This window comes from Microbacterium testaceum StLB037 (genome assembly GCF_900104345.1).
In the GTDB taxonomy this organism is placed as follows: Bacteria; Actinomycetota; Actinomycetes; order Actinomycetales; family Microbacteriaceae; genus Microbacterium; species Microbacterium testaceum_A.
Map to the genome: position 1 here is coordinate 46,754 of NZ_FNJN01000006.1, position 18,306 is coordinate 65,059.

Consider the following 18,306-nt stretch of genomic DNA (forward strand, 5'->3'; position numbering starts at 1 on the left):
AATTTCTGACTCCTCACGCGAAGGAAGAACCCACATGAGCATCGACGTCTGGGCACCCAAGGCCGACCGAGTGCGACTGCGCCGACTCGACGACAGCGGCGACACCGTCGTCGAAGACGTGGAGATGTCGGCGGATGCCGGCGGGTGGTGGACCGCTCCGGTCGATCTCGCCGACGGGGAGCGCTACGGCTTCGTGCTCGGCGACGGAGACGACTTTCGTCCCGACCCGCGCTCGCGGCGCCAGCCCGGCGGCGTGCACGAGGCATCGGCGTGGTTCGACCCCTCGGTCTACGCGTGGAACGACGCCGCCTGGACGGGCAAGCAGCTCGCGGGCGGACTGATCTACGAGCTGCACCTCGGCACCTTCACCCCCGAAGGGACCCTGGATGCCGCGATCGGCCGCCTCGGCCACCTCGTCGACCTGGGCGTGACCCACGTCGAGCTGCTCCCGGTGAACGGCTTCAACGGCACGTGGAACTGGGGCTACGACGGGGTGCTCTGGTACACCGTGCACGAGGCCTACGGCGGGCCCGAGGCCTACCAGCGCTTCGTCGACGCCGCCCACGCCGCGGGCCTCGCCGTCATCCAGGACGTCGTCTACAACCACCTCGGACCCTCGGGCAACTACCTCCCCCTCTTCGGCGAGTACCTCCGGGAGGGCAGCCGCAACACGTGGGGCGATTCGGTCAACCTCGACGAGGACGCCGTGCGCGCCTACATCGTCGAGAACGCGCTGATGTGGATGAGCGACTACCACATCGACGGCCTGCGCCTCGATGCCGTGCACGCGCTGCTCGACCACCGCGACCCGCACGTGCTGCAGGAGATCGCCGAGCGCACCGACGCCCTGTCGGCGCACCGCGGCATCCCGCTCACGACCATCGCCGAGAGCGACATGAATGACCCGAAGCTGATCCTGCCGCGCGAGGCCGGCGGCTACGGGCTCACCGCGCAGTGGTCGGACGACTGGCACCACACCGCCCACGTCGCCCTGACCGGAGAGACGATCGGGTACTACGAGGACTTCGCCGACCTCGACGCGTTCCGCAAGGTCAGCGAGGGCGGCTTCTTCCACGACGGCACGTACTCGTCGTTCCGCGAGGAGAAGCACGGCAAACCGATCCCGGAGGACGTGCCGAACTGGCGTCTGGTGACCTTCGCGCAGGACCACGACCAGATCGGCAACCGCGCCGCCGGTGACCGCCTGTCGCAGACGCTCGACTACGACCGCCTCGCCGCGGCCGCCGTGCTCACGCTCACCGCTCCCGGCACGCCGATGCTCTTCATGGGCGAGGAGTGGGGCGCCACCACGCCCTGGCAGTTCTTCACCTCGCACCCCGAGCCCGAGCTCGGCAAGGCCACCGCCGAGGGGCGCATCGCCGAGTTCGAGAAGATGGGCTGGGACGAGTCGACCGTGCCCGACCCGCAGGACCCCTCGACCTTCGAGAACTCGAAGCTCGACTGGGACGAGGTCGGAGAGGGCGACCACGCGCAGCTGCTCGGTCTGTACCGCGAGCTCGCGAAGATCCGTCGCGAGCGTCCCGAGCTCACCGACCCCTCGCGCGAGGGCCTGTCGGCTACCGCTCGCGAGGCCGAGGGCGGGCGCGTGTATGAACTGCGTCGCGGCGACCTCCTCGTCGTCGTGAACCTGTCGGATGCCGAGGCCTCGGCCTCCGCGGCATCCGGTGTTCGTGTGCTGCTGGCCACCGCCGAGGGTGTCGTGCTCGACGGGACGACGCTGACCGTGCCCGCCGGCGCGAGTGCGATCGTGGCGCCGGCTCTCTGACCCCCGATCGACGGCCCTGTCCCCTCGAGGGGCGGGGCCGTCGGCGTGCGCGGGTCAGTCGGTGAGCGAGATGCGGCCCATCGCCGCCTGGATCGCCACCGCCGCGGCTCCCCGCGCCCAGGCGGAGAAACCCGAGCGGTCGGGGTGGATCGAGACGGCGGATGCCGAGCGCTCGCGGGCGCGCGCGAGGGACGCCTCGACCCGGTCGCGCACCAGATCGAACGCCTCGACGCCCTCTCCGGCGAGCACGATGTCGGACTGCAGTGACAGGTTGGCGGCGAGGGCGCAGAGGGTTCCGAGGGCGTCGCCCGCGGCATCCACGACGGTGCGTGCGGCGGGGTCGTCGGCGCGGGCGAGCGCGAGGGCGTCGTCATACGAGACGGAACGGCGGAGTGCCTGCGACACCTGCGAACTGATCGCGGCGGTCGTCAGCAGGGCGGCGGCGCAGCCACGGTGCCCCTCCGGGCAGGGGGGTCCGTCCGCGACGAGTGGGAGGTGGCCGACGGTGCCGACCCCGGCATCGGGCGTGCGCACGGTGCGCCCGTCGATGACGAGGCCGAAGCCCACGCCCGCGCCGACGGTCACGATCGCGAAGCCCGGCAGGGCGCGGCCTACCCCGAACCAGCGCTCGGCCTCGGCGAGGGCGACCACGTCGTTCTCGAGCGCGACCGGCACGTCGAGGCGCACCGCGAGCGCGTCGGCGAAGGCGACGTCGCGCCAGCCGAGGAAGGGGGCGTCGACGGCGATCCCGTCGCGCACGGCACCGCCCAGGCTCACGCCGACCCCGCGGACATCGCGTAGCCCCAGGGCGCCGACCACGGCGACGATGTCGTCGATCACGTGCTCGGGCGTCGAGCCCGTCAGGTGACGGTCCGCGCGCTCGCACACCTCGGCACGGATGTCGGTGGCGGCGAGGTAGAGGTGGTCGCCCGTGAGTTTGACGCCGACGAACGTGCCCGCGGTGGGCGAGATGTCGAGGGGTCGCGAGGGGCGACCGACCGAGCCGTCCACCTCGTCGTCGAGTTCGATCAGGATGCCGGCGTCCACCAGGGGGCGGGTCAAGCGGGTGAGGCTCGGCGGCGACAGGTGCAGGCGCGCGGCGAGGGCGCGGCGCGAGACGGGGCCGTGGATCAGTACGGCACGGGCGACGGCGGCCTCGCTCTCGGTGAGCATCTCGCCCCTCCCGCTCTCCCGCGGCACGCGGGCATTTGTTCCGTGGTAGAAATAATGCCATGTCGCACACCGTCGTCGCCCTCGAGACCGCTTCGGCGGCGCACCTCCGCGCCGGAGGCACCAGCGTCGTCGTCGACCTCACCGCGCAGCCCGCGCCCGCCATCATCCACTGGGGGCCCGACCTCGGCGCCCTCGATGACGAGACGCTCTCGTCGATGGCCGTTGCGGCGCGTCCGCAACGCGTGTCGGGGGGCATCGACCAGACGCCCCGCCTCACGATCGTGCCGACGGCCGCGGCTGGCTGGCCCGGCGCTCCCGGATACGAGGGAGGGCGCGGCGGCGTCGTGCAGGGAACGGTGTTCTCGCTGGCATCCATCCACTCCGCCGTCGATGCCCTGACGCTGCACCTCGTCGACGAGCAGCGCGCTCTGCGTCTGCGCGCAGAGCTGCGAGTGAATGCCGCGGGCCTGTTCTCGCAGAAGCTCACCGTGGTCAACGACGGGGCCGACGATCTCGTCGTCTCGACGCTGCAGCCGAGCTTCCCGCTGCCCTGGGAGGCCACCGAGATCCTCGACGCCACCGGCCGCCACCTGCGCGAGCGCTCGTCGCAGCGCCACGCCTTCACCTTCGGCACGCACCTGCGCGAGAGCCGTCGCGGTCGCCCCGGTGCCGACGCGACCCTGCTGCTGGCCGCGGGGCGCCCCGGCTTCGGGTTCGAGGCGGGTCTGGTCCACGGCATCCACGTCGCCTGGAGCGGCAACCAGCGCGTGTTCGCCGAGCGGCTGCCGCTGGGCGAGGCGCTGCTCGCCGGCGGCGAGATGGCCGCGTGGGGCGAGATCGTGCTCGCACCGGGCGCCGAGGTCTCGTCGCCGCTCGTCTACGGGTCGTGGGGCGACGGCCTCGACCAGCTCGCCGCGCGCTTCCATGACACCTGGCGCGCCCGGCCGCAGCACCCCGAGCGTCCGCGCCCGATCACCCTCAACACGTGGGAGGCGGTGTACTTCGACCACCGCCTGCCGAAACTGCGGCAGCTCGCCGACGTCGCCGCCGAGATCGGCGTGGAGCGGTTCGTGCTCGACGACGGCTGGTTCCGCGGCCGTCGCGACGACACCGCGGGTCTCGGCGACTGGTTCGTTGACGAGGGCGTGTGGCCCGAGGGGCTGAGCCCGCTCGCCGACCACGTCACGGGCCTGGGCATGGAGTTCGGGCTGTGGTTCGAGCCCGAGATGCTCAACCCCGACAGTGACGTCGCCCGCGCGCACCCCGAGTGGATCCTGCGCGGACGCGACGAGCTTCCGCCGTCGGCGCGCCAGCAGCAGGTGCTGAACCTCGCCCACCCCGGCGCCTACGCGTACATCCTCGAGCGGATGACCGAGGTGCTGCGGGCCTACCCGATCGCCTACGTGAAGTGGGACCACAATCGGGATCTCGTGGATGCCGCGACCGGCCCCGGCGGCGGCTCGGCCGTGCACGCCCATACCCTGGCCGTGTACCGGCTCATCGACGAGCTCAAGGCGACCTTCCCGGGTCTCGAGATCGAGAGTTGCGCCTCGGGTGGGGCGCGAGTCGACCTCGGCATCCTGGACCGTACCGACCGGATCTGGACGAGTGACTGCCTCGACCCGGTCGAGCGGCTCGAGACGCAGCGCTACACGGCGCTGGTGGTGCCGCCCGAGATGATGGGCATGCACCTGACCACCCCGCACGTGCACTCGACCGGACGCACGGTCTCGCTCGCGTTCAGCGGCGCCGTCGCGCTGTTCGGGCACTTCGGCATCGAGTGGGACCTCACCACGCTCGACGAGCGCGACCGCGCCGTCGTGGGGGAGTGGGTGGCTCTCGCGCGGCGCGTGCGCCCGCTGGTGGCCACGGGGCGTCTCGTGAACGTCGACGTCGTCGACCCCGGCCTCGACGTGCGCGGCGTGGTCGCGGCCGATCGCGATCACGCCTTCTTCACGATCGCGCAGACGCAGACCCTCATCGCCTCGCCCGCGGGGCGCGTGCGCCTGCCGGGTCTCGACCCCGACCGCGCGTACCGGGTGCGGCTCGTGACGCCGGGCGGTCTGGTGCAGGAGCCCGCTCAGTCGTCCCTGCCGTGGGCGCACCACGACACCGTGCTCACCGGGCGCCAGCTCGCGGCATCCGGAATCCGCCCGCCCGTGCAGAACCCCCAGCAGGCGGTGGTGGTGGAGCTGACGGCCGGCTGAGCCCCGTCAGGCGGAGATGGCGAACAAGCCGCCGATGCCCACGGCATAGAGCACGAGGACGACGAACGAGTCGACGCCCATCCCGAGCAGGCGTCGCTGCGGGCGGAAGATCAAGCCGACCACGTACACGAGGGTCAGGAGAGCCGCGAGAGCCGTCAGGTAGATGTCGGCTCCGTTGGCCTGGGGGAGCACCGCCGCGCCCGAGATGACGGTCGCGAGCAGGAAGAGCACCGGCAGGAAGGCGTTGCCGCCGAAGATGTCGCTGATCGCGAGGTTGTCGTCACCCTGGCGGATGGCCTGCAGCCCGGTCGAGATCTCGGGCAGCGAGGTCGCGAGGGCGAGCACCGTCGCGCCGAAGAGCACCCCCGACAGTCCGATCTGCGACGACGCCGCATCTCCCGCGCGCTCGAGCACCACGCCCGCGACAAGGGTGGCGAGTGCCGAGATCGAGAACACGACCGCGGCCTTCTTCGTGCTCATCGCCTTCGCCGGATCCTTCTTCTGCGGCTTCGGTGTGGCATCCGGTGCCCGACCGTCCTCGTGCCACGGCAGGTGCGATCCGGCGCGCTGCACGAGGATCAATCCCACGATCCACAGGGCCGCGATCAGCACGACGTCGGGGGTGAGCCGCAGCACCTCGAGTCCGCTCGGCAGTTGGCTTCCCGCGATGACCACCGCGAGGACGGCGACGACGACGAGGCCCTCCAGGACGAGGGTGAGGGATGCCGCGCGGTAGGTCAGCGGCTTCACGCCGCGGCCGCGCTTGCCGAAGGCGTCGAGGATCACGAGCACGACCGTCTGCAGGGCGATCCCGCCCAGGATGTTGCCCACCGCGACCTCGAGGTTGCCCGACACGGCCGCTGACACCGTGATCGCGATCTCGGGCAGGTTGGTCGCCACGGCGAGAACGATCAGGCCTCCGAGCGCGCTGCCCAGGTGCAACCGGGCATCGAGCACGTCGGTCGCCTTCGACAGCTGGATCCCGGCGACCCACACCACCGCCGCCGCGGCGACGAAGATCACGACGAGCAGGAAGAACGGCAACGAGTCCACCGCCCGATTACACTCCCCGCGCCCCTGGCATCCGATCCGCTTGCGCACGAGGCGTCGGAGGCGTACGCCCAGCGGGGTTGACCTCCCCGGCGGGGTGTGGAAGCGTGGGCCGTCACCTCACGAAGGAGCGGAACATGGATGCCGGACTCGTCGCTGCCTTGTCCACGAGTGGTCTCGTGGTGATCGCGGTGGCCGTGGTGCTCCTTTCCGCGGTCAACCGATCGGGAGGAGCGCGAGGCGCGTCACGCCATCGTCCCGATAGTGAGCTCGGCCGAGCCCGCGAGGAGATCCAGCGTCAGATCGACCTCGGTCGAGGCATCTGAGGGCTGCGATCGCGCGCAGAACCGTCGACGGCGACGCCGCCGGGCGGATCCGGGTCAGTCGACGCTCGGCCGGATCAGACGCAGCACGCTGACGATCGCCGGCGGCAGCAGCACGACCGCGGCCACGACGATCGCGGTCGCACCGATCGGGCCGCTCTGCGGCTCGCCGGTGAAGCGTTCCACGGCGAGCCAGCTCAGTCCCCACGCGAGGGCGATGGCGGGCGTCACGCGCCACGAGCTGCGCCACGCGATCGCCAGCCCGATGAGGGCCACCACGATCAGGACCGCGATGCCGATGGCATCCGCTGCGCTCTCCCACTCGGCGGGCACGATGGTCGTCAACCACGCGGCGGTGTTGGCGACGGTCGCCAGGGTGACCCAGCCGAGGTGCAGGCCCGTGACGCCGTCGATGAGCACGGAGTCGACGACACCGCCGCGCGGCTCGCGCGTGGCGACGGCGACTCGGAAGGTCCAGCCGAGAGCGGCCAGCAGGAGCACGATCACGACGACGGTGAGGAGGAGCGTGCCGAAGCGCGCCGCCACGAGCCACAGTCCGTTCAGGGTCATCGTCAGGGCGATCAGCCAACCGAGGGCGCGCTGTCGCGGGTTCGTACGCTGGCGGGGAAGTGCCTGCCAGATCGAGTAGACGATCAGGCCGAGGTAGATGACCGACCAGATCGAGAACGCGGGGCCGGCGGGCGCGAGGTACGAACCGTCGGTATTGAGCGCGCCGCCCTGCTGGTCCTGCACGGCGGTGTTGCCGAAGGCGCCCGCGCCGATGACGGCCGCGATCAGCATGAACGACACCGCGGAGAGGACGACGATCTGACGAGCGAGGTCCGAGCCCCGCCACGGTGCTGCTGCGTTCATACGTAGAACACTAGAAAAGCTAGGTAAATGTGGCTCTCGGGGTTGACATCGGCCCGGACGGCGCCGCCGCCCCTCGATCCCCCTCGTTTCGAGCCCCCACCGGGGGCTGCGCCGCATCAGGCCGCGACGGAGCGCGCGGCGAACGAGCGCAGCAGGCGCGTGGGCTGCTCGACCGAGGCGGTACGCACGTGAGCGGACACCTCGTCGAACGCGTCGGCATCGAAGTAGCCCGCATCGCGATAGACGACCATCCGCTCCACGAAGGCATCGGTGGTCGGCTCGGGATGGAACTGCGTGGCCCACAGCCCGGCCCCCGCGCGATACGCCTGCACCGGGCAGGCGTCGTTCTCGGCGAGCAGGACGGCGCTCGGCGGCACGGTCGCCGTGCCCTCTTTGTGCGCGGTCAGCGCCTCGAAGCGAGGTTCCAGGATGCCGAACAGCTCGTCGTCTCGGCCGGCCGCGGTGAGCGCGATGTCGGTGGGACCCGTTCCCTCGGGGTGCAGGAGACTCACCCGACCGCCGAGGAGGCGCGTCACGACGCCGATGCCGAAGCAGGTGAACAGTGCGTTCGTGCGGCCCTCGATCGCCACCGCGGCGAGGCGTTCCAGATCGCGCTCGAGACGACGCTGGTCGTCGGTCTTGTCGGGGTCGGTGACGTTGAAAGGGCTGCCCCCGACAACCACCGCAGCGTATCGGTCCAGGTCTTCGGGGAGCGGAGCGCGGACGAGATCGTGGTGTACGAGGTCCTCATCGCGCGCGCCGAGACCGTCGCGGAAAGACGCCCACTCGGCCACGGCCGCCTCACGCTGCGGGCGGACGCAGACATAGAGAAGAGAACCGGTCATCCCGGAATTCTACGCGCGCGCTCTCGCGTCGGATCGGGGGGTGACACGCGGCGAAACGTGGGTGCGCGGCCCCCACGGACGCAGGGTCAGCGGGACGATCGCGCCGTGCGACCACGCACGACGCCCACGAACGTCTCCACATCCGGGGTCGTGCGGTCGCGAAGCCACGCAAGGGCGACGGTGGAGCGCGGACCATCGCGCAGCACGCGGTACTCGACGTCACGTCGCTGGTGCGCACGAGCGAGCGACATCGGCACGACCACCACCCCCACCCCCGCGGCGACCGTCGCGATCGCCTCAGCGGTGTCGCTCGGGGGCGCGAACGCCGGGGCGACGGCATCCGGAACAGACAGGTGCAAGACGTCGTCCGCCGCCGCGATGACGACCTCACCGCGCAGGTCGGCGATGTCGAGCTCGTCGGCGGCGGTCAGATCGGAGTCGGTCGACATGACGACGACGGGCTCCTCTTCGTAGAGGGGGATGACGTGAAGATCGTCGGACTCCTCGACGGGGAGGCGGACGAGCGCCGCATCGACCTCGGTGAGCGCCTCGAGTTGAGTGGAGACGGAGATCTCTCGGAGTTCGAGGGAGACGTGCGGCATCCGCTCGCGCCACAGCCCGATCCACTTGCCGGGCGTCGCGCCGGGGATCGCGCCCAGCACGAATTCGCGTGGCTCCTCGCGGGGCGGCGGAGCGGGTCGTTCGACCTTCTGCTTCGGTTTCGGTGAGGGCGACCGTCCCGCCGCCGAAGACTTCGCGCCGGCGGTGCGTCGAGGCGCGCCACCTCGTCCGCGGGACCCGCTGCCTTTCGCCATGGCTCCAGGCTAGCCGCGGGACTAACGTGGGATGCATGATCGGCATCCTGGCGCTCGTCTTCGCGGGACTCGCAGCCCTGCTCCACGTCTACATCTTCGTGCTCGAGAGCGTCCGGTGGACGCAGCCGAAGACGTGGAAGGTCTTCGGCATCGCCGACCAGCAGGCCGCCGACGTGACCAAGCCCATGGCGTACAACCAGGGCTTCTACAACCTGTTCCTCGCGGTCGGCGCGGCGGTCGGCATCGTGTTCTGGGTGGTCAACGGCATCGGCGACGTCGCCGGACGCACGCTACTCATCTTCTCGCTCGGGTCGATGCTCGCCGCAGCGCTCGTCCTCGTCACCTCGGGCAAGAAGTACCTCCGCCCCGCGAGCATCCAGGGGACGCTGCCGCTCATCGGTCTGATCCTGGCGATCTTCGCCTGAGGCGGACGAACCGCCGGCGCAAACGAAAACCCGCACGCTCCGAGGAGTCGTGCGGGTCGTTGCGCCCTTCGGGCGATGGTCAGGCGGCCAGGCGCAGGCCCCGCCGGTCGGTGGCGACCGCCTCACCGTCGTTGATGATCTCGTCGTCGCCGATGAGCGAGCCCACCGCGATCCGAGCGTTGTGGCCGACCTGTGTGCGGACGCCGATGTGGGCGCCCGCGCCGATCACCGCTCCGGCGCAGATGTGCGCGTGCGGCTCGATGTGGGCCTCCGGGCCGATCACGGCGTCTGACTCGATCCAGGCACCGCGGCCGACACGAACACCCGCGGCGATCTGCACGCCGGGTTCGACGTACGCGCCGTTCTCGACCAGCGCCGACGGGTGGACCTTCGCGCCGTGCGCGACGAGTCCGCGACCATTGACGTGCTTGCGGTAACGCAGCGTCTCGCCGTGGTCGTTTTCGATGTCGATGTAGTTCTTTCCCACGATCCCCTCCGGTCGGCCATCGGGTTGAGCCGACATGTATCACAACGGGTCGGGAATGGCGTTCATTCCCTCGAATGCTTCTTCGTCGCCGGTACCGTGATCGGTTTCCTCGATGTCGAGGAAAGGGAAACGTCGGGGTGCGGCGTGGAGTTGTCCCCCTGTTTTCGCATGCTCGACGAGGCGAGCCGGGCGGGTTGACATGCGCCGTCGAATCAGTTGCTCACGCCCGCCCTCGCCCGTTCAGCCTGGCTGGCACGTCGGGCACCAGTACACGTTCCGTTCGCTCGTCGCGGTGGCGCCGAGTGAGGTGGCCCGAATGGGAGTGCCGCAGCGGCGGCACGGTGCCCCCTCGCGCCCGTACACCCAGAAGCGGCGCCCGGGACGGCTGTCGCCGGTGAAGGTGCGCTCGGGACGGGGAAGATTGGCGCGGATCATGCGCTCGCCGAGGGCGATGGTCGCCTGGGCATCGATCTCGGTGGCCGGGGTGGTCGGCGCGATACCGCGGACGAACAGCAGCTCGTTCGCATAGACGTTGCCGAACCCCGCCACGTTCCGTTGGTCGAGGAGAGCGACGTGGGCGGCCCTCTCGTCGGCGGACACGCGTCGCACGGCCTCGGCTTCGTCCCAGTCGTCGGCGAGCAGATCGGGACCGAGGTGCCCGATCACGGTCTGCTCGTCGGCCGTGCGCAGAACCTCGACCATGGCCAGGTCGAAGCCGACGGCGTCGGCGCCCGTCACACCGACGATCGCCCGAGCCTTGAAAGCGGGGCGTCGCCAGCGCTCTCCCGGCCAATAGACGTCCCACCGGCCCTCCATCTTCAGATGCGAGTGCAGCGTGTACCCGCCGATGCGGTGGAGGAGATGCTTGCCCCGCGCCGCCACCTCATGCACCGTCTCGCCGCGAAGATCCGCGGTGGCGCTCCCGGGCACGCGGATGTCGAACCGCGTGACCACCTTGCCCGTGAGCGCCGCGGAGAGCTTCGCCGCGGCGCGGTACACGGTGTCGCCCTCAGGCACGAGCCGCCTCGCGCAGGGTGTCGCCCGCGGTGAGCTTGCGCAGGGTCAGCCCCTTCGGGGACTCGACGAATCCCGCCTCGCGCAGCGCTCGGCCGACCGCGGTGCCGTAGACGAACTCGCCGTTCACCTGCTCGACGGTGAGCGTCTCGAGCCGTCTCTTCTTCGCCGTCTCGGCGAGGTGACGTGCTGCCGCCTGCAGCACGGGCTCCGCGTCGGTGAAGGCGAGGGCGCTGCGCCCCCCACGCTCGAGGTAGAGGGTCAGCTCGCCGTCGACGAGCACGACGAGACCTCCGGCCTTGCGGCCCGGTCGGTGGGTGACCCCTTCGATCGCGGGCCATCCGAGGGCGGCGCCGTACGGGTTGGCGGGGTCGGTGGCGGCGAGCGTCACCGTCCGCAGTGGTGGCGGGTCCGCGACCGCTGCGAACTCGCGCAGGCGATCGACGGTGGCGGAGGCGGCGAACTGCGCCGCGCCGAGCTTCTCGATCACGTATCCGCGTCGGCAGTGGCCCGCCTCTTCGAAGCCGGCGAGGATGCGGTACACCTGCGCGAAGCCGCCGGGAACCCCCTCGGACTGCACGGCCCCGCGCGTCACCACCCCGTAGCGATCGAGGAGGAGGCTCGCGGTCGCCGTGGCTCGGGCCGCCGGGTCGGCTTCGCGTTCGGGCAGCAGCGACCATCGACCGCCGAGGGACGGAGGTCGCGGCGCGGAGGTCGCGCGCGGCATGGTGGCGCCCCGGTACATGCGCGCGCGGGGGGCGCGCCGTGCCACGCGGTGCGACTGACCGCCGCCGCTCAGCAGGGTGCGGACCGGGGCGAAGGTGTCGTTCGTCACACGTCCGGCCCAGGTGAGGGCCCACAGGGCGTCGTTGACGGACTGCTCGTTCTGAGCTCCGGCCAGTTGCGTGAGCTGGGTGGCGAAGTAGGCGCCCCCGCCCTCGAGCGCGGTGAGGATGCGCGCCTCGAGCGAGTCGGGTGCGGGGTCGTCGGCGTCCTCGGGATCCTGCAGGGTGAAGGGCGCTGCCTCTGCCGGGTGCAAGGCGATCCACCCGTCGCGACCGGGAAGGGTGCCGTGCCCCGACCAGACCACTTCGCCGGTGGCGGTGAGCTCGTCGAGCAGGGCGGGGGAGTAGTCGGTGACGCGTGAGGGCAGGATGAGCGATTCCCAGGCGCTGGCCGGGATCGGGACACCCGCGAGCTGCTCGATCACCGCCAGCACCCCGTCGATGCCCTCGAGGGGGCGCCCGAGGTGCTGCCAGATGGGGAGGAAGCGCGCGTACGCGGCCGGAGGAACGGGCTCGACACTGCCGCGGATGGCCGCGAGGGAGCGCATGCGCAGTCGCCGGAGGACCTCGACGTCGCACCACTCGGTCTCGTCGCCCCGGTTTCCGCCCGAGGCTTCGGGCAGGAAGAAACCGCTGGACAGACGCCCCTGCGACTCGAGGCGCTGCAGTGTCAGCCGCGCGACCGCCACGCCGACGCCGAGGCGTTCGGCGACGGCATCGGTCGTGAACGGCGCGTGCGTGCGAGCGAAACGCGCGACGAGGTCGCCGAGCGGATCCGGGAACGGTTCGAGGAACGCGTTCGGGATGCCGACCGGCAGCGCCGCGCCGAGAGCGTCGCGGAGTCGCCCGGCGTCTTCGATCCCAGCCGTGCGGGAGACGCCCGCGATCGTCACGCGGATGGCGCGCCGGTCATCGACCAGGCTGGCGAGGTGCTGCTCGGCCTCGGCGAGCGCGTCTCCCTCGGTGTCGAGCCTCGCGGTCACCTCGGTGGCGTCGAGCGGACCGAGGATGCGCAGCAGATCGGCCACGCCTTCGACGCCGCGGGCCCGACGGTCGGGATCGAGGCGCTGGGCCTCGCGCTCGAACTGCGCGATGACGTCGGGGTCGAGCAGCTCGCGCATCTCGACCTTGCCGAGCAGCTCGCTCAGCAGTGCCGGGTCGACCGACAGGGCCGCGGCACGACGCTCGGCGAGCGGGGAGTCGCCCTCGTACATGAAGGCGCCGACGTAGCCGAAGAGCAGATCTCGGGCGTAGGGCGACGGCTGCGAGGTGGTGATCTCGACGAGGCGGATCTTGCGCTCGCCGATCTGTCGGGTCACGCGCAGAAGGGCGGGCAGATCGTAGACGTCCTGCAGGACTTCGCGGAGGGTCTCGAGGATGATCGGGAATGCCGGATGCCGCTTGGCCACCTCGAGCAGCTGAGCGGAGCGTTGCCGCTGCTGCCACAGCGGCGACCGGCGGTTCGGGTTCAAGCGCGGCAGGAGCAGCGCGCGGGCCGCGCACTCCCGGAAGCGCGAGGCGAACAGCGCGGATCCGCCCACCTCGTCGGTGACGATCTGCTCGAGTTCGTCGGCCTCGAAGACGAATAGGTCGGCCCCGGGCGGCTCGGCCGCGGCATCCGGAACTCGGGCGATGATGCCGTCGTCGCTCGCCACGGCCGCGCCCTCGACGCCGAGGCGCTCTCGGATTCGGGCGTTCACCGCGAGGGCCCAGGGGGAATGGACCTGCATGCCGTACGGGGAATGCAGGATGATGCGCCAGTCCCCGACCTCGTCGCGGCTGCGCTCGACGGTCAGCGTCTTGTCGGTGGGGAGGCTGCCGGTGGCCTCGCGCTGCTCGGCCAAGTACGCCAGCAGGTTGGTGATGGCGTTGTCGTCGAGGCCCGATTCGCGCAGGCGCTCCTCGGCCTTACCCCGGTCGACGCCGGCGATGTCGCGCGAGAACTTGCCGAGAGCCTCTCCGAGTTCGGCCGGGCGACCGATGCCGTCCCCGTGCCAGAACGGGAGCTTGCCGGGCTGGCCGAAGGCGGGCAGCACGTTGACGCGGTCGTGGGTGATCTCGACGATGCGCCAGCTCGTGGTGCCGAGGGTGAAGACGTCGTTGACGCGCGACTCGTAGACCATCTCTTCGTCGAGCTCTCCGACGCGGGCGTTCTGCGACTCGCCCGCGACGAACACGCCGAAGAGGCCCCGGTCGGGGATCGTTCCGCCGCTGGTGACCGCGACGCGCTGCGCTCCGGGCCGGCCGGTGAGGGTACCGGCGTCGCGATCCCAGACCAGGCGGGGGCGCAGCTCGGCGAATTCGTCAGAGGGATAGCGACCGGCCAGGAGGTCGAGGGTGGCCTCGTACGCCGACCGGGGGAGCGAGCGGAACGGCGCGCTGCGCTTGACCGTCTCGAACCACTCCTCGACGTCGATCGCGCCGAGGGCCGAGGCGGCGACCGTCTGCTGCGCGAGGATGTCGAGCGGGTTCTGCGGGACCGAGATGGCCTCGATGCGCCCGGCGAGCATGCGCTCGGTGACCACGGCGGTGTGGAGGACGTCACTGCGGTGCTTGGGGAAGAGGGCCGCCCGGCTGACCTCGCCGACCTGGTGGCCGGCGCGTCCCACGCGCTGGAGGCCGGATGCCGCGCTGGGCGGCGATTCGACCTGGATGACGAGGTCGACCGAGCCCATGTCGATGCCGAGCTCGAGGCTGCTGGTCGCGACGACGCAGCGCAGCGCTCCCGACTTGAGCTCGTCCTCGACTTGGGCGCGCTGTTCTTTCGACACCGAGCCGTGGTGGGCCTTGGCGAGGATCGCGGCGACGCCCGCTGACGAGCCCGCCTGCGCCATCGTCGCGGCCGGAACCGTCGGCTCGGGCACGTCGATGCCCTGCCGCTCGGCGTAGATTTCGTTGAGTCGACCGGTCAGTCGTTCGGCCAGACGCCGCGAGTTCGCGAACACGATCGTCGAGCGGCGCTGGAGAATGCGGTCGACGATGGCCTCTTCGACGTGCGGCCAGACCGAGCCGGCCATCTCGGTGCTCTCGGGGCGCTCGGAGAACCACTCGCCGTCACCGGCTTCGTCGGGAGCCGGCGACCCCGGGGGCGGCGGCGGGTTGAGCATGTCGTCGATCGGCACCACGACCGAGAGGTCGAAGGCTTTGGTCGCCTTGGGGGCGACGATGTCGACGGGCTGCGCTCCGCCGAGGAAGCGGGCCACCTCGTCGATCGGACGCACGGTCGCCGAGAGTCCGATGCGCTGAGCCGGCGCGTCGAGCAGGGCGTCGAGCCGCTCGAGGCTCACGGCCAGGTGTGCGCCGCGCTTGGTGGCCGCGACCGCGTGCACCTCGTCGATGATCACCGTGTGCACGCCGCGCAGCGTCTCGGCCGCCTGGCTCGTGAGCATGAGGTAGAGCGACTCGGGCGTGGTGATGAGGATGTCGGGAGGCGCGGTCACGAGCTTGCGGCGGTCGCTCGAACTCGTGTCACCCGAGCGGACGCCCACGGTCACCGAGGGCACCTCGATCCCGAGACGGCGCGCGGACTGCCCGATCCCGACGAGAGGCGAGCGGAGGTTCCGCTCGACGTCGACGCCGAGGGCCTTCAGCGGCGAGATGTACAGGATGCGGGTGGTGGTCGGCGGTGCTTTCGGGGCGGCCTTCTTGCCGCGGCGTGCGGGAGCGGCATCCGGAACCTCGGGGCCCTTCTCGCGGAACACCCGGTCGATCGCGAAGAGGAAGGCCGACAGCGTTTTTCCCGAACCGGTGGGCGCGACCACGAGCGCGTTGCGGCCCGACGACACGGATTCCCACGCGCCCTTCTGAGCGTTGGTCGGCGCCGAGAACGCTCCACGGAACCAGTCCTGCGTCGCAGGACCGAATCTCTCCAACACGTCGGCCATGCCGACATCCTCTCCCGGACCTCCGACATCGGGTCGGGGTTGACGTTCGCCCGCCGCGGAAACCGCCTCTTCCCGGCCGGAGGGCGCCGCCCACACGCCCGCTTAGACCGGCTCCTCCCGCAACCTCCCCTCCCTGAGCTCGAGCCGCAGGTCCAGCCCGAGCCGCGAGAGGAAGGCGTCGTCATGGCTCACGACGAGCACCGCCCCGCGATAAGCCCGCACCGCGGCGACGAGCTGGTCGACGGTGTCGAGGTCGAGGTTGTTCGTCGGTTCGTCGAGCACGAGCAGCTGCGGGGGCGGGTCCGCCAGGAGCACGCGGGCGAGGGCGACGCGGAAGCGTTCCCCTCCCGACAGCGACCCGAGCGGTCGGGTGACCGCGTCGCCGCGCACGAGGAACCGCGCCAGTCGATCGCGCACGAGCGGAACGGGCACACTCGCCGCCGCCGCGCACACCGTGTCGAGGACGGATGCCGTGTCGTCGAGGCCGTCGAGGCGCTGCGGCAGATAGCCGACGTGCGCGACGCTCGCACGGGCGTGGCTCGGTCCCTCCGCGGCCACGGTGTGGACGAGGTTCTCGAGGAGGGTCGTCTTCCCCGCGCCGTTTCGCCCCACCAGAGCGACGCGCTCGCGGCCCGTGACGATCCACTCGCGCTCACCGTCGCCCAGCGACATGATGCGCCGGCCCGCAGCATTGCCCGGATCGGGCAGATCGATGCGCACCACGTCGTCATCGCGCACACGGGCCGACGCCTCGCTCAGCGCCGCGCGCGCGGCATCCTCTTTCCCCCTCACCTCGGTGCTCAACCGGCCCGCGCTCACCTGGGCCGCGTCGGCTCGGGCTCCCGCGAGGATCTTGGGGACCCGCTTCTCGACCTGCGCCTTGTGCGCGACGCGCGCTCGCGTGGCGAGCTTGTCGTACGACTCGATGCGCTGCCGGCGCTCACGGCGCAGTGACTGAGCCGCGTCGCGCTCGGCGCGTACGGCGGCCTCCTGCTCCGCGTCGCGGTGGGCGCGCCACGCGCTGTACGGGCCGCCGACCACGTTGAGAGTGTGGTCATACAGCTCGGCGGTGGCATCCATCAGCTCCAGCAGGCCGATGTCGTGGCTGACGACGATCAGCGTGCCGGACCACCCCCGCACGAGATCGCTCACACGCGCCCGCGCGTCGCCGTCGAGGTCGTTGGTCGGTTCGTCGAGGAGCGTGATCCCGGCCGCGCGGACGCGGAGCCCGACGAGGGCGGCCATCATCGTCTCGCCACCCGAGAGCTCTCCGACCGTTCGATCGAGCGCATCAGGTGCCAGACCCGCCTCGGCGAGCAGGGCGTGGGCACGCGCCTCGACGTCCCAGTCGTCGCCGACGGCGTCGAAGTGGTGCGGTGCGACATCGCCCGACTCGATCGCGCGAAGTGCGGTGAGAGCCGTTTCGACGCCGAGAAGGGCGGCGACGGAACGATGCGGGTCGGCGGCGAGGCGTTGAGGGAGCATCGCGACCTCACCGGACGCCGAGACCGTGCCGGATGTGGGGGTGAGATGCCCCGAAGCCACCCGGAGGAGCGTGGATTTGCCGGCGCCGTTGCGACCGACGAGACCGGTACGGCCAACCCCGATCGCCCCCGAGATCCCGTCGAGGGCGGCGGTTCCGTCGGGCCACACGAGGCGGACGCGGTCGAAAACGAGGGAAGGAGAAAAAGATGACAAAACGGAACTCCGATGACGCGGGGTGCGCGGACACCGGACCCGTCCGCATCAGCGGAGGGATGCCGAGAGGACGGCGGGTCGACGGGTCAGCGCGCGGACAGGGGCGCGGAAGCGTCGACGTTCTTCACCGGAGGAGACCTCGTTCTCGGGGACAGGAGCATTCACGATAGCCGACGCTCGGCCCGCGCGATACCCCCGCGGTCAGTGCGCGGCGGCACCGGCGCGGTCGGCCAGCCGTTCGTTGAGGAAGGTGCGCACGTCGTCGAGCTCGTCCTGGGAGATGGAGTGGGTGAGGCCCGGGTACACCCGGCCTCGGAGCTCGCTGTGGCGGGGCAGCCATTGCGAGGTCGCGTCGATCAGCAGCGGCGGGATCACGTCGTCCGCCGCGCCACGCCCCCAGAACACCGGAGGGCGCCGCTCCGCCAGGACGGCATCGCCGGGCAGCTCGCCACCCGCGGCGTACCCGGCGAGGACGACGGCGAAGGACACGGCATCCGGGTTCACACGGAGGGTCTGCACAGCGACCGCTCCACCCTGCGAGAACCCGAGCAGTCCCACGGGACTCTCGCCCACGGTGGAGCGGATCCAGGCCAGCACCGCGTCGGCCGCGCGGGTGACGGCGGCCGGATCGCGGCCGTCGAGGCCCTCGATCGGGTACCACGAGGCCCCGGGCATGGGCCACGGCGGGGACAGCGGAGCGCGCACGCTCGCGACGACGAAGGCGTCGGGGAGATACGGCACGAGACCGAACAGGTCGTTCTCGTCGGAACCGTAGCCGTGCAGCAGCACGAGAACCGGTCGGTCGCCGCGTTCCGCGCGCGGCACCGACCACTGCACGACGGATGGATCGAGGGAGGGCGTGGTGCTCATGCGGCCATTGTCGCAAAGGCCTCCGACATCGCCCCGCGGGGTCGGACACGCGGCATCCGGAGCGGAGCGTT

14 protein-coding genes are annotated in these 18,306 nt (G+C 71.3%); 4 read left to right on the forward strand and 10 right to left on the reverse strand.

Annotated features, from left to right (window positions below):
* The first annotated feature begins 34 nt into the window (after positions 1 to 34).
* Complete coding sequence (gene treZ, locus BLS25_RS13105) at positions 35 to 1,786, forward strand: malto-oligosyltrehalose trehalohydrolase (RefSeq protein ID WP_074696384.1); 1,752 nt, start codon at positions 35 to 37, stop codon at positions 1,784 to 1,786.
* Positions 1,787 to 1,840: 54 nt separating this feature from the next.
* On the opposite strand, the gene BLS25_RS13110 is transcribed toward treZ, so the two are convergent.
* Positions 1,841 to 2,959, reverse strand: a complete 1,119-nt coding sequence (locus BLS25_RS13110; RefSeq protein WP_074696386.1) for an ROK family transcriptional regulator — start codon at positions 2,957 to 2,959, stop codon at positions 1,841 to 1,843.
* Between the two features lie 59 nt (positions 2,960 to 3,018).
* Between BLS25_RS13110 and BLS25_RS13115 the strand changes: the two genes are divergently transcribed.
* A complete protein-coding gene (locus tag BLS25_RS13115; RefSeq protein WP_074696388.1) occupies positions 3,019 to 5,166 on the forward strand; it encodes an alpha-galactosidase in 2,148 nt (715 codons plus the stop codon).
* Between the two features lie 6 nt (positions 5,167 to 5,172).
* On the opposite strand, the gene BLS25_RS13120 is transcribed toward BLS25_RS13115, so the two are convergent.
* On the reverse strand, positions 5,173 to 6,219 hold the full coding sequence (locus BLS25_RS13120) for a sodium:calcium antiporter (RefSeq protein ID WP_074696390.1): 1,047 nt from the start codon (positions 6,217 to 6,219) through the stop codon (positions 5,173 to 5,175).
* Positions 6,220 to 6,353: 134 nt separating this feature from the next.
* Here BLS25_RS13120 and BLS25_RS13125 point away from each other — a divergent pair, with 134 nt between their 5' ends.
* Positions 6,354 to 6,542, forward strand: coding sequence for a hypothetical protein (locus tag BLS25_RS13125; RefSeq protein WP_074696392.1), 189 nt, complete (start codon positions 6,354 to 6,356; stop codon positions 6,540 to 6,542).
* 54 nt (positions 6,543 to 6,596) lie between these two features.
* Here the strand turns inward: BLS25_RS13125 and BLS25_RS13130 are convergent, their stop codons facing one another.
* From BLS25_RS13130 to BLS25_RS13140, 3 genes are all read right to left on the reverse strand, one after another.
* The gene (locus tag BLS25_RS13130; RefSeq protein ID WP_074696394.1) at positions 6,597 to 7,412 is read right to left on the reverse strand and encodes a tryptophan-rich sensory protein; all 816 of its coding nucleotides are present in this window, start codon (positions 7,410 to 7,412) and stop codon (positions 6,597 to 6,599) included.
* A gap of 116 nt (positions 7,413 to 7,528) precedes the next feature.
* Complete coding sequence (locus BLS25_RS13135; RefSeq protein ID WP_074696396.1) at positions 7,529 to 8,257, reverse strand: type 1 glutamine amidotransferase family protein; 729 nt, start codon at positions 8,255 to 8,257, stop codon at positions 7,529 to 7,531.
* 86 nt (positions 8,258 to 8,343) lie between these two features.
* Positions 8,344 to 9,072 (reverse strand): LysR substrate-binding domain-containing protein, encoded by a 729-nt coding sequence (locus BLS25_RS13140; protein ID WP_074696398.1) that lies wholly within the window; start codon positions 9,070 to 9,072, stop codon positions 8,344 to 8,346.
* Positions 9,073 to 9,107: 35 nt separating this feature from the next.
* On the opposite strand from BLS25_RS13140, the gene BLS25_RS13145 reads away from it, so the two are divergent.
* Positions 9,108 to 9,497 (forward strand): DUF1304 domain-containing protein, encoded by a 390-nt coding sequence (locus BLS25_RS13145; protein ID WP_074696400.1) that lies wholly within the window; start codon positions 9,108 to 9,110, stop codon positions 9,495 to 9,497.
* 79 nt (positions 9,498 to 9,576) lie between these two features.
* On the opposite strand, the gene BLS25_RS13150 is transcribed toward BLS25_RS13145, so the two are convergent.
* The 5 genes from BLS25_RS13150 to BLS25_RS13170 form a co-directional block, all read right to left on the reverse strand.
* Positions 9,577 to 9,984 (reverse strand): transferase, encoded by a 408-nt coding sequence (locus tag BLS25_RS13150; protein WP_056226142.1) that lies wholly within the window; start codon positions 9,982 to 9,984, stop codon positions 9,577 to 9,579.
* A gap of 240 nt (positions 9,985 to 10,224) precedes the next feature.
* Positions 10,225 to 11,001, reverse strand: a complete 777-nt coding sequence (locus BLS25_RS13155) for a DNA-formamidopyrimidine glycosylase family protein (protein ID WP_074696402.1) — start codon at positions 10,999 to 11,001, stop codon at positions 10,225 to 10,227.
* A complete protein-coding gene (locus BLS25_RS13160) occupies positions 10,994 to 15,667 on the reverse strand; it encodes an ATP-dependent helicase (protein ID WP_074696404.1) in 4,674 nt (1,557 codons plus the stop codon). Before BLS25_RS13160 ends, BLS25_RS13155 begins: the two co-directional genes overlap by 8 nt.
* A gap of 102 nt (positions 15,668 to 15,769) precedes the next feature.
* Positions 15,770 to 17,365, reverse strand: coding sequence for an ABC-F family ATP-binding cassette domain-containing protein (locus tag BLS25_RS13165; protein WP_074696406.1), 1,596 nt, complete (start codon positions 17,363 to 17,365; stop codon positions 15,770 to 15,772).
* Between the two features lie 201 nt (positions 17,366 to 17,566).
* Positions 17,567 to 18,235: an alpha/beta hydrolase gene (locus tag BLS25_RS13170; protein ID WP_074696407.1), complete on the reverse strand. Its 669-nt coding sequence runs from the start codon at positions 18,233 to 18,235 to the stop codon at positions 17,567 to 17,569.
* Positions 18,236 to 18,306 lie beyond the last annotated feature (71 nt).

Excerpts from the sequence above, each read along its gene's own strand:
- treZ (WP_074696384.1), top strand. The coding sequence starts at position 35 with ATGAGCATCGACGTCTGGGCACCCAAGGCCGACCGAGTGCGACTGCGC.
- BLS25_RS13110 (WP_074696386.1), bottom strand. The coding sequence starts at position 2,959 with ATGCTCACCGAGAGCGAGGCCGCCGTCGCCCGTGCCGTACTGATCCAC.
- BLS25_RS13115 (WP_074696388.1), top strand. The coding sequence starts at position 3,019 with ATGTCGCACACCGTCGTCGCCCTCGAGACCGCTTCGGCGGCGCACCTC.
- BLS25_RS13125 (WP_074696392.1), top strand. The coding sequence starts at position 6,354 with ATGGATGCCGGACTCGTCGCTGCCTTGTCCACGAGTGGTCTCGTGGTG.
- BLS25_RS13130 (WP_074696394.1), bottom strand. The coding sequence starts at position 7,412 with ATGAACGCAGCAGCACCGTGGCGGGGCTCGGACCTCGCTCGTCAGATC.
- BLS25_RS13135 (WP_074696396.1), bottom strand. The coding sequence starts at position 8,257 with ATGACCGGTTCTCTTCTCTATGTCTGCGTCCGCCCGCAGCGTGAGGCG.
- BLS25_RS13140 (WP_074696398.1), bottom strand. The coding sequence starts at position 9,072 with ATGGCGAAAGGCAGCGGGTCCCGCGGACGAGGTGGCGCGCCTCGACGC.
- BLS25_RS13145 (WP_074696400.1), top strand. The coding sequence starts at position 9,108 with ATGATCGGCATCCTGGCGCTCGTCTTCGCGGGACTCGCAGCCCTGCTC.
- BLS25_RS13160 (WP_074696404.1), bottom strand. The coding sequence starts at position 15,667 with ATGGCCGACGTGTTGGAGAGATTCGGTCCTGCGACGCAGGACTGGTTC.
- BLS25_RS13170 (WP_074696407.1), bottom strand. The coding sequence starts at position 18,235 with ATGAGCACCACGCCCTCCCTCGATCCATCCGTCGTGCAGTGGTCGGTG.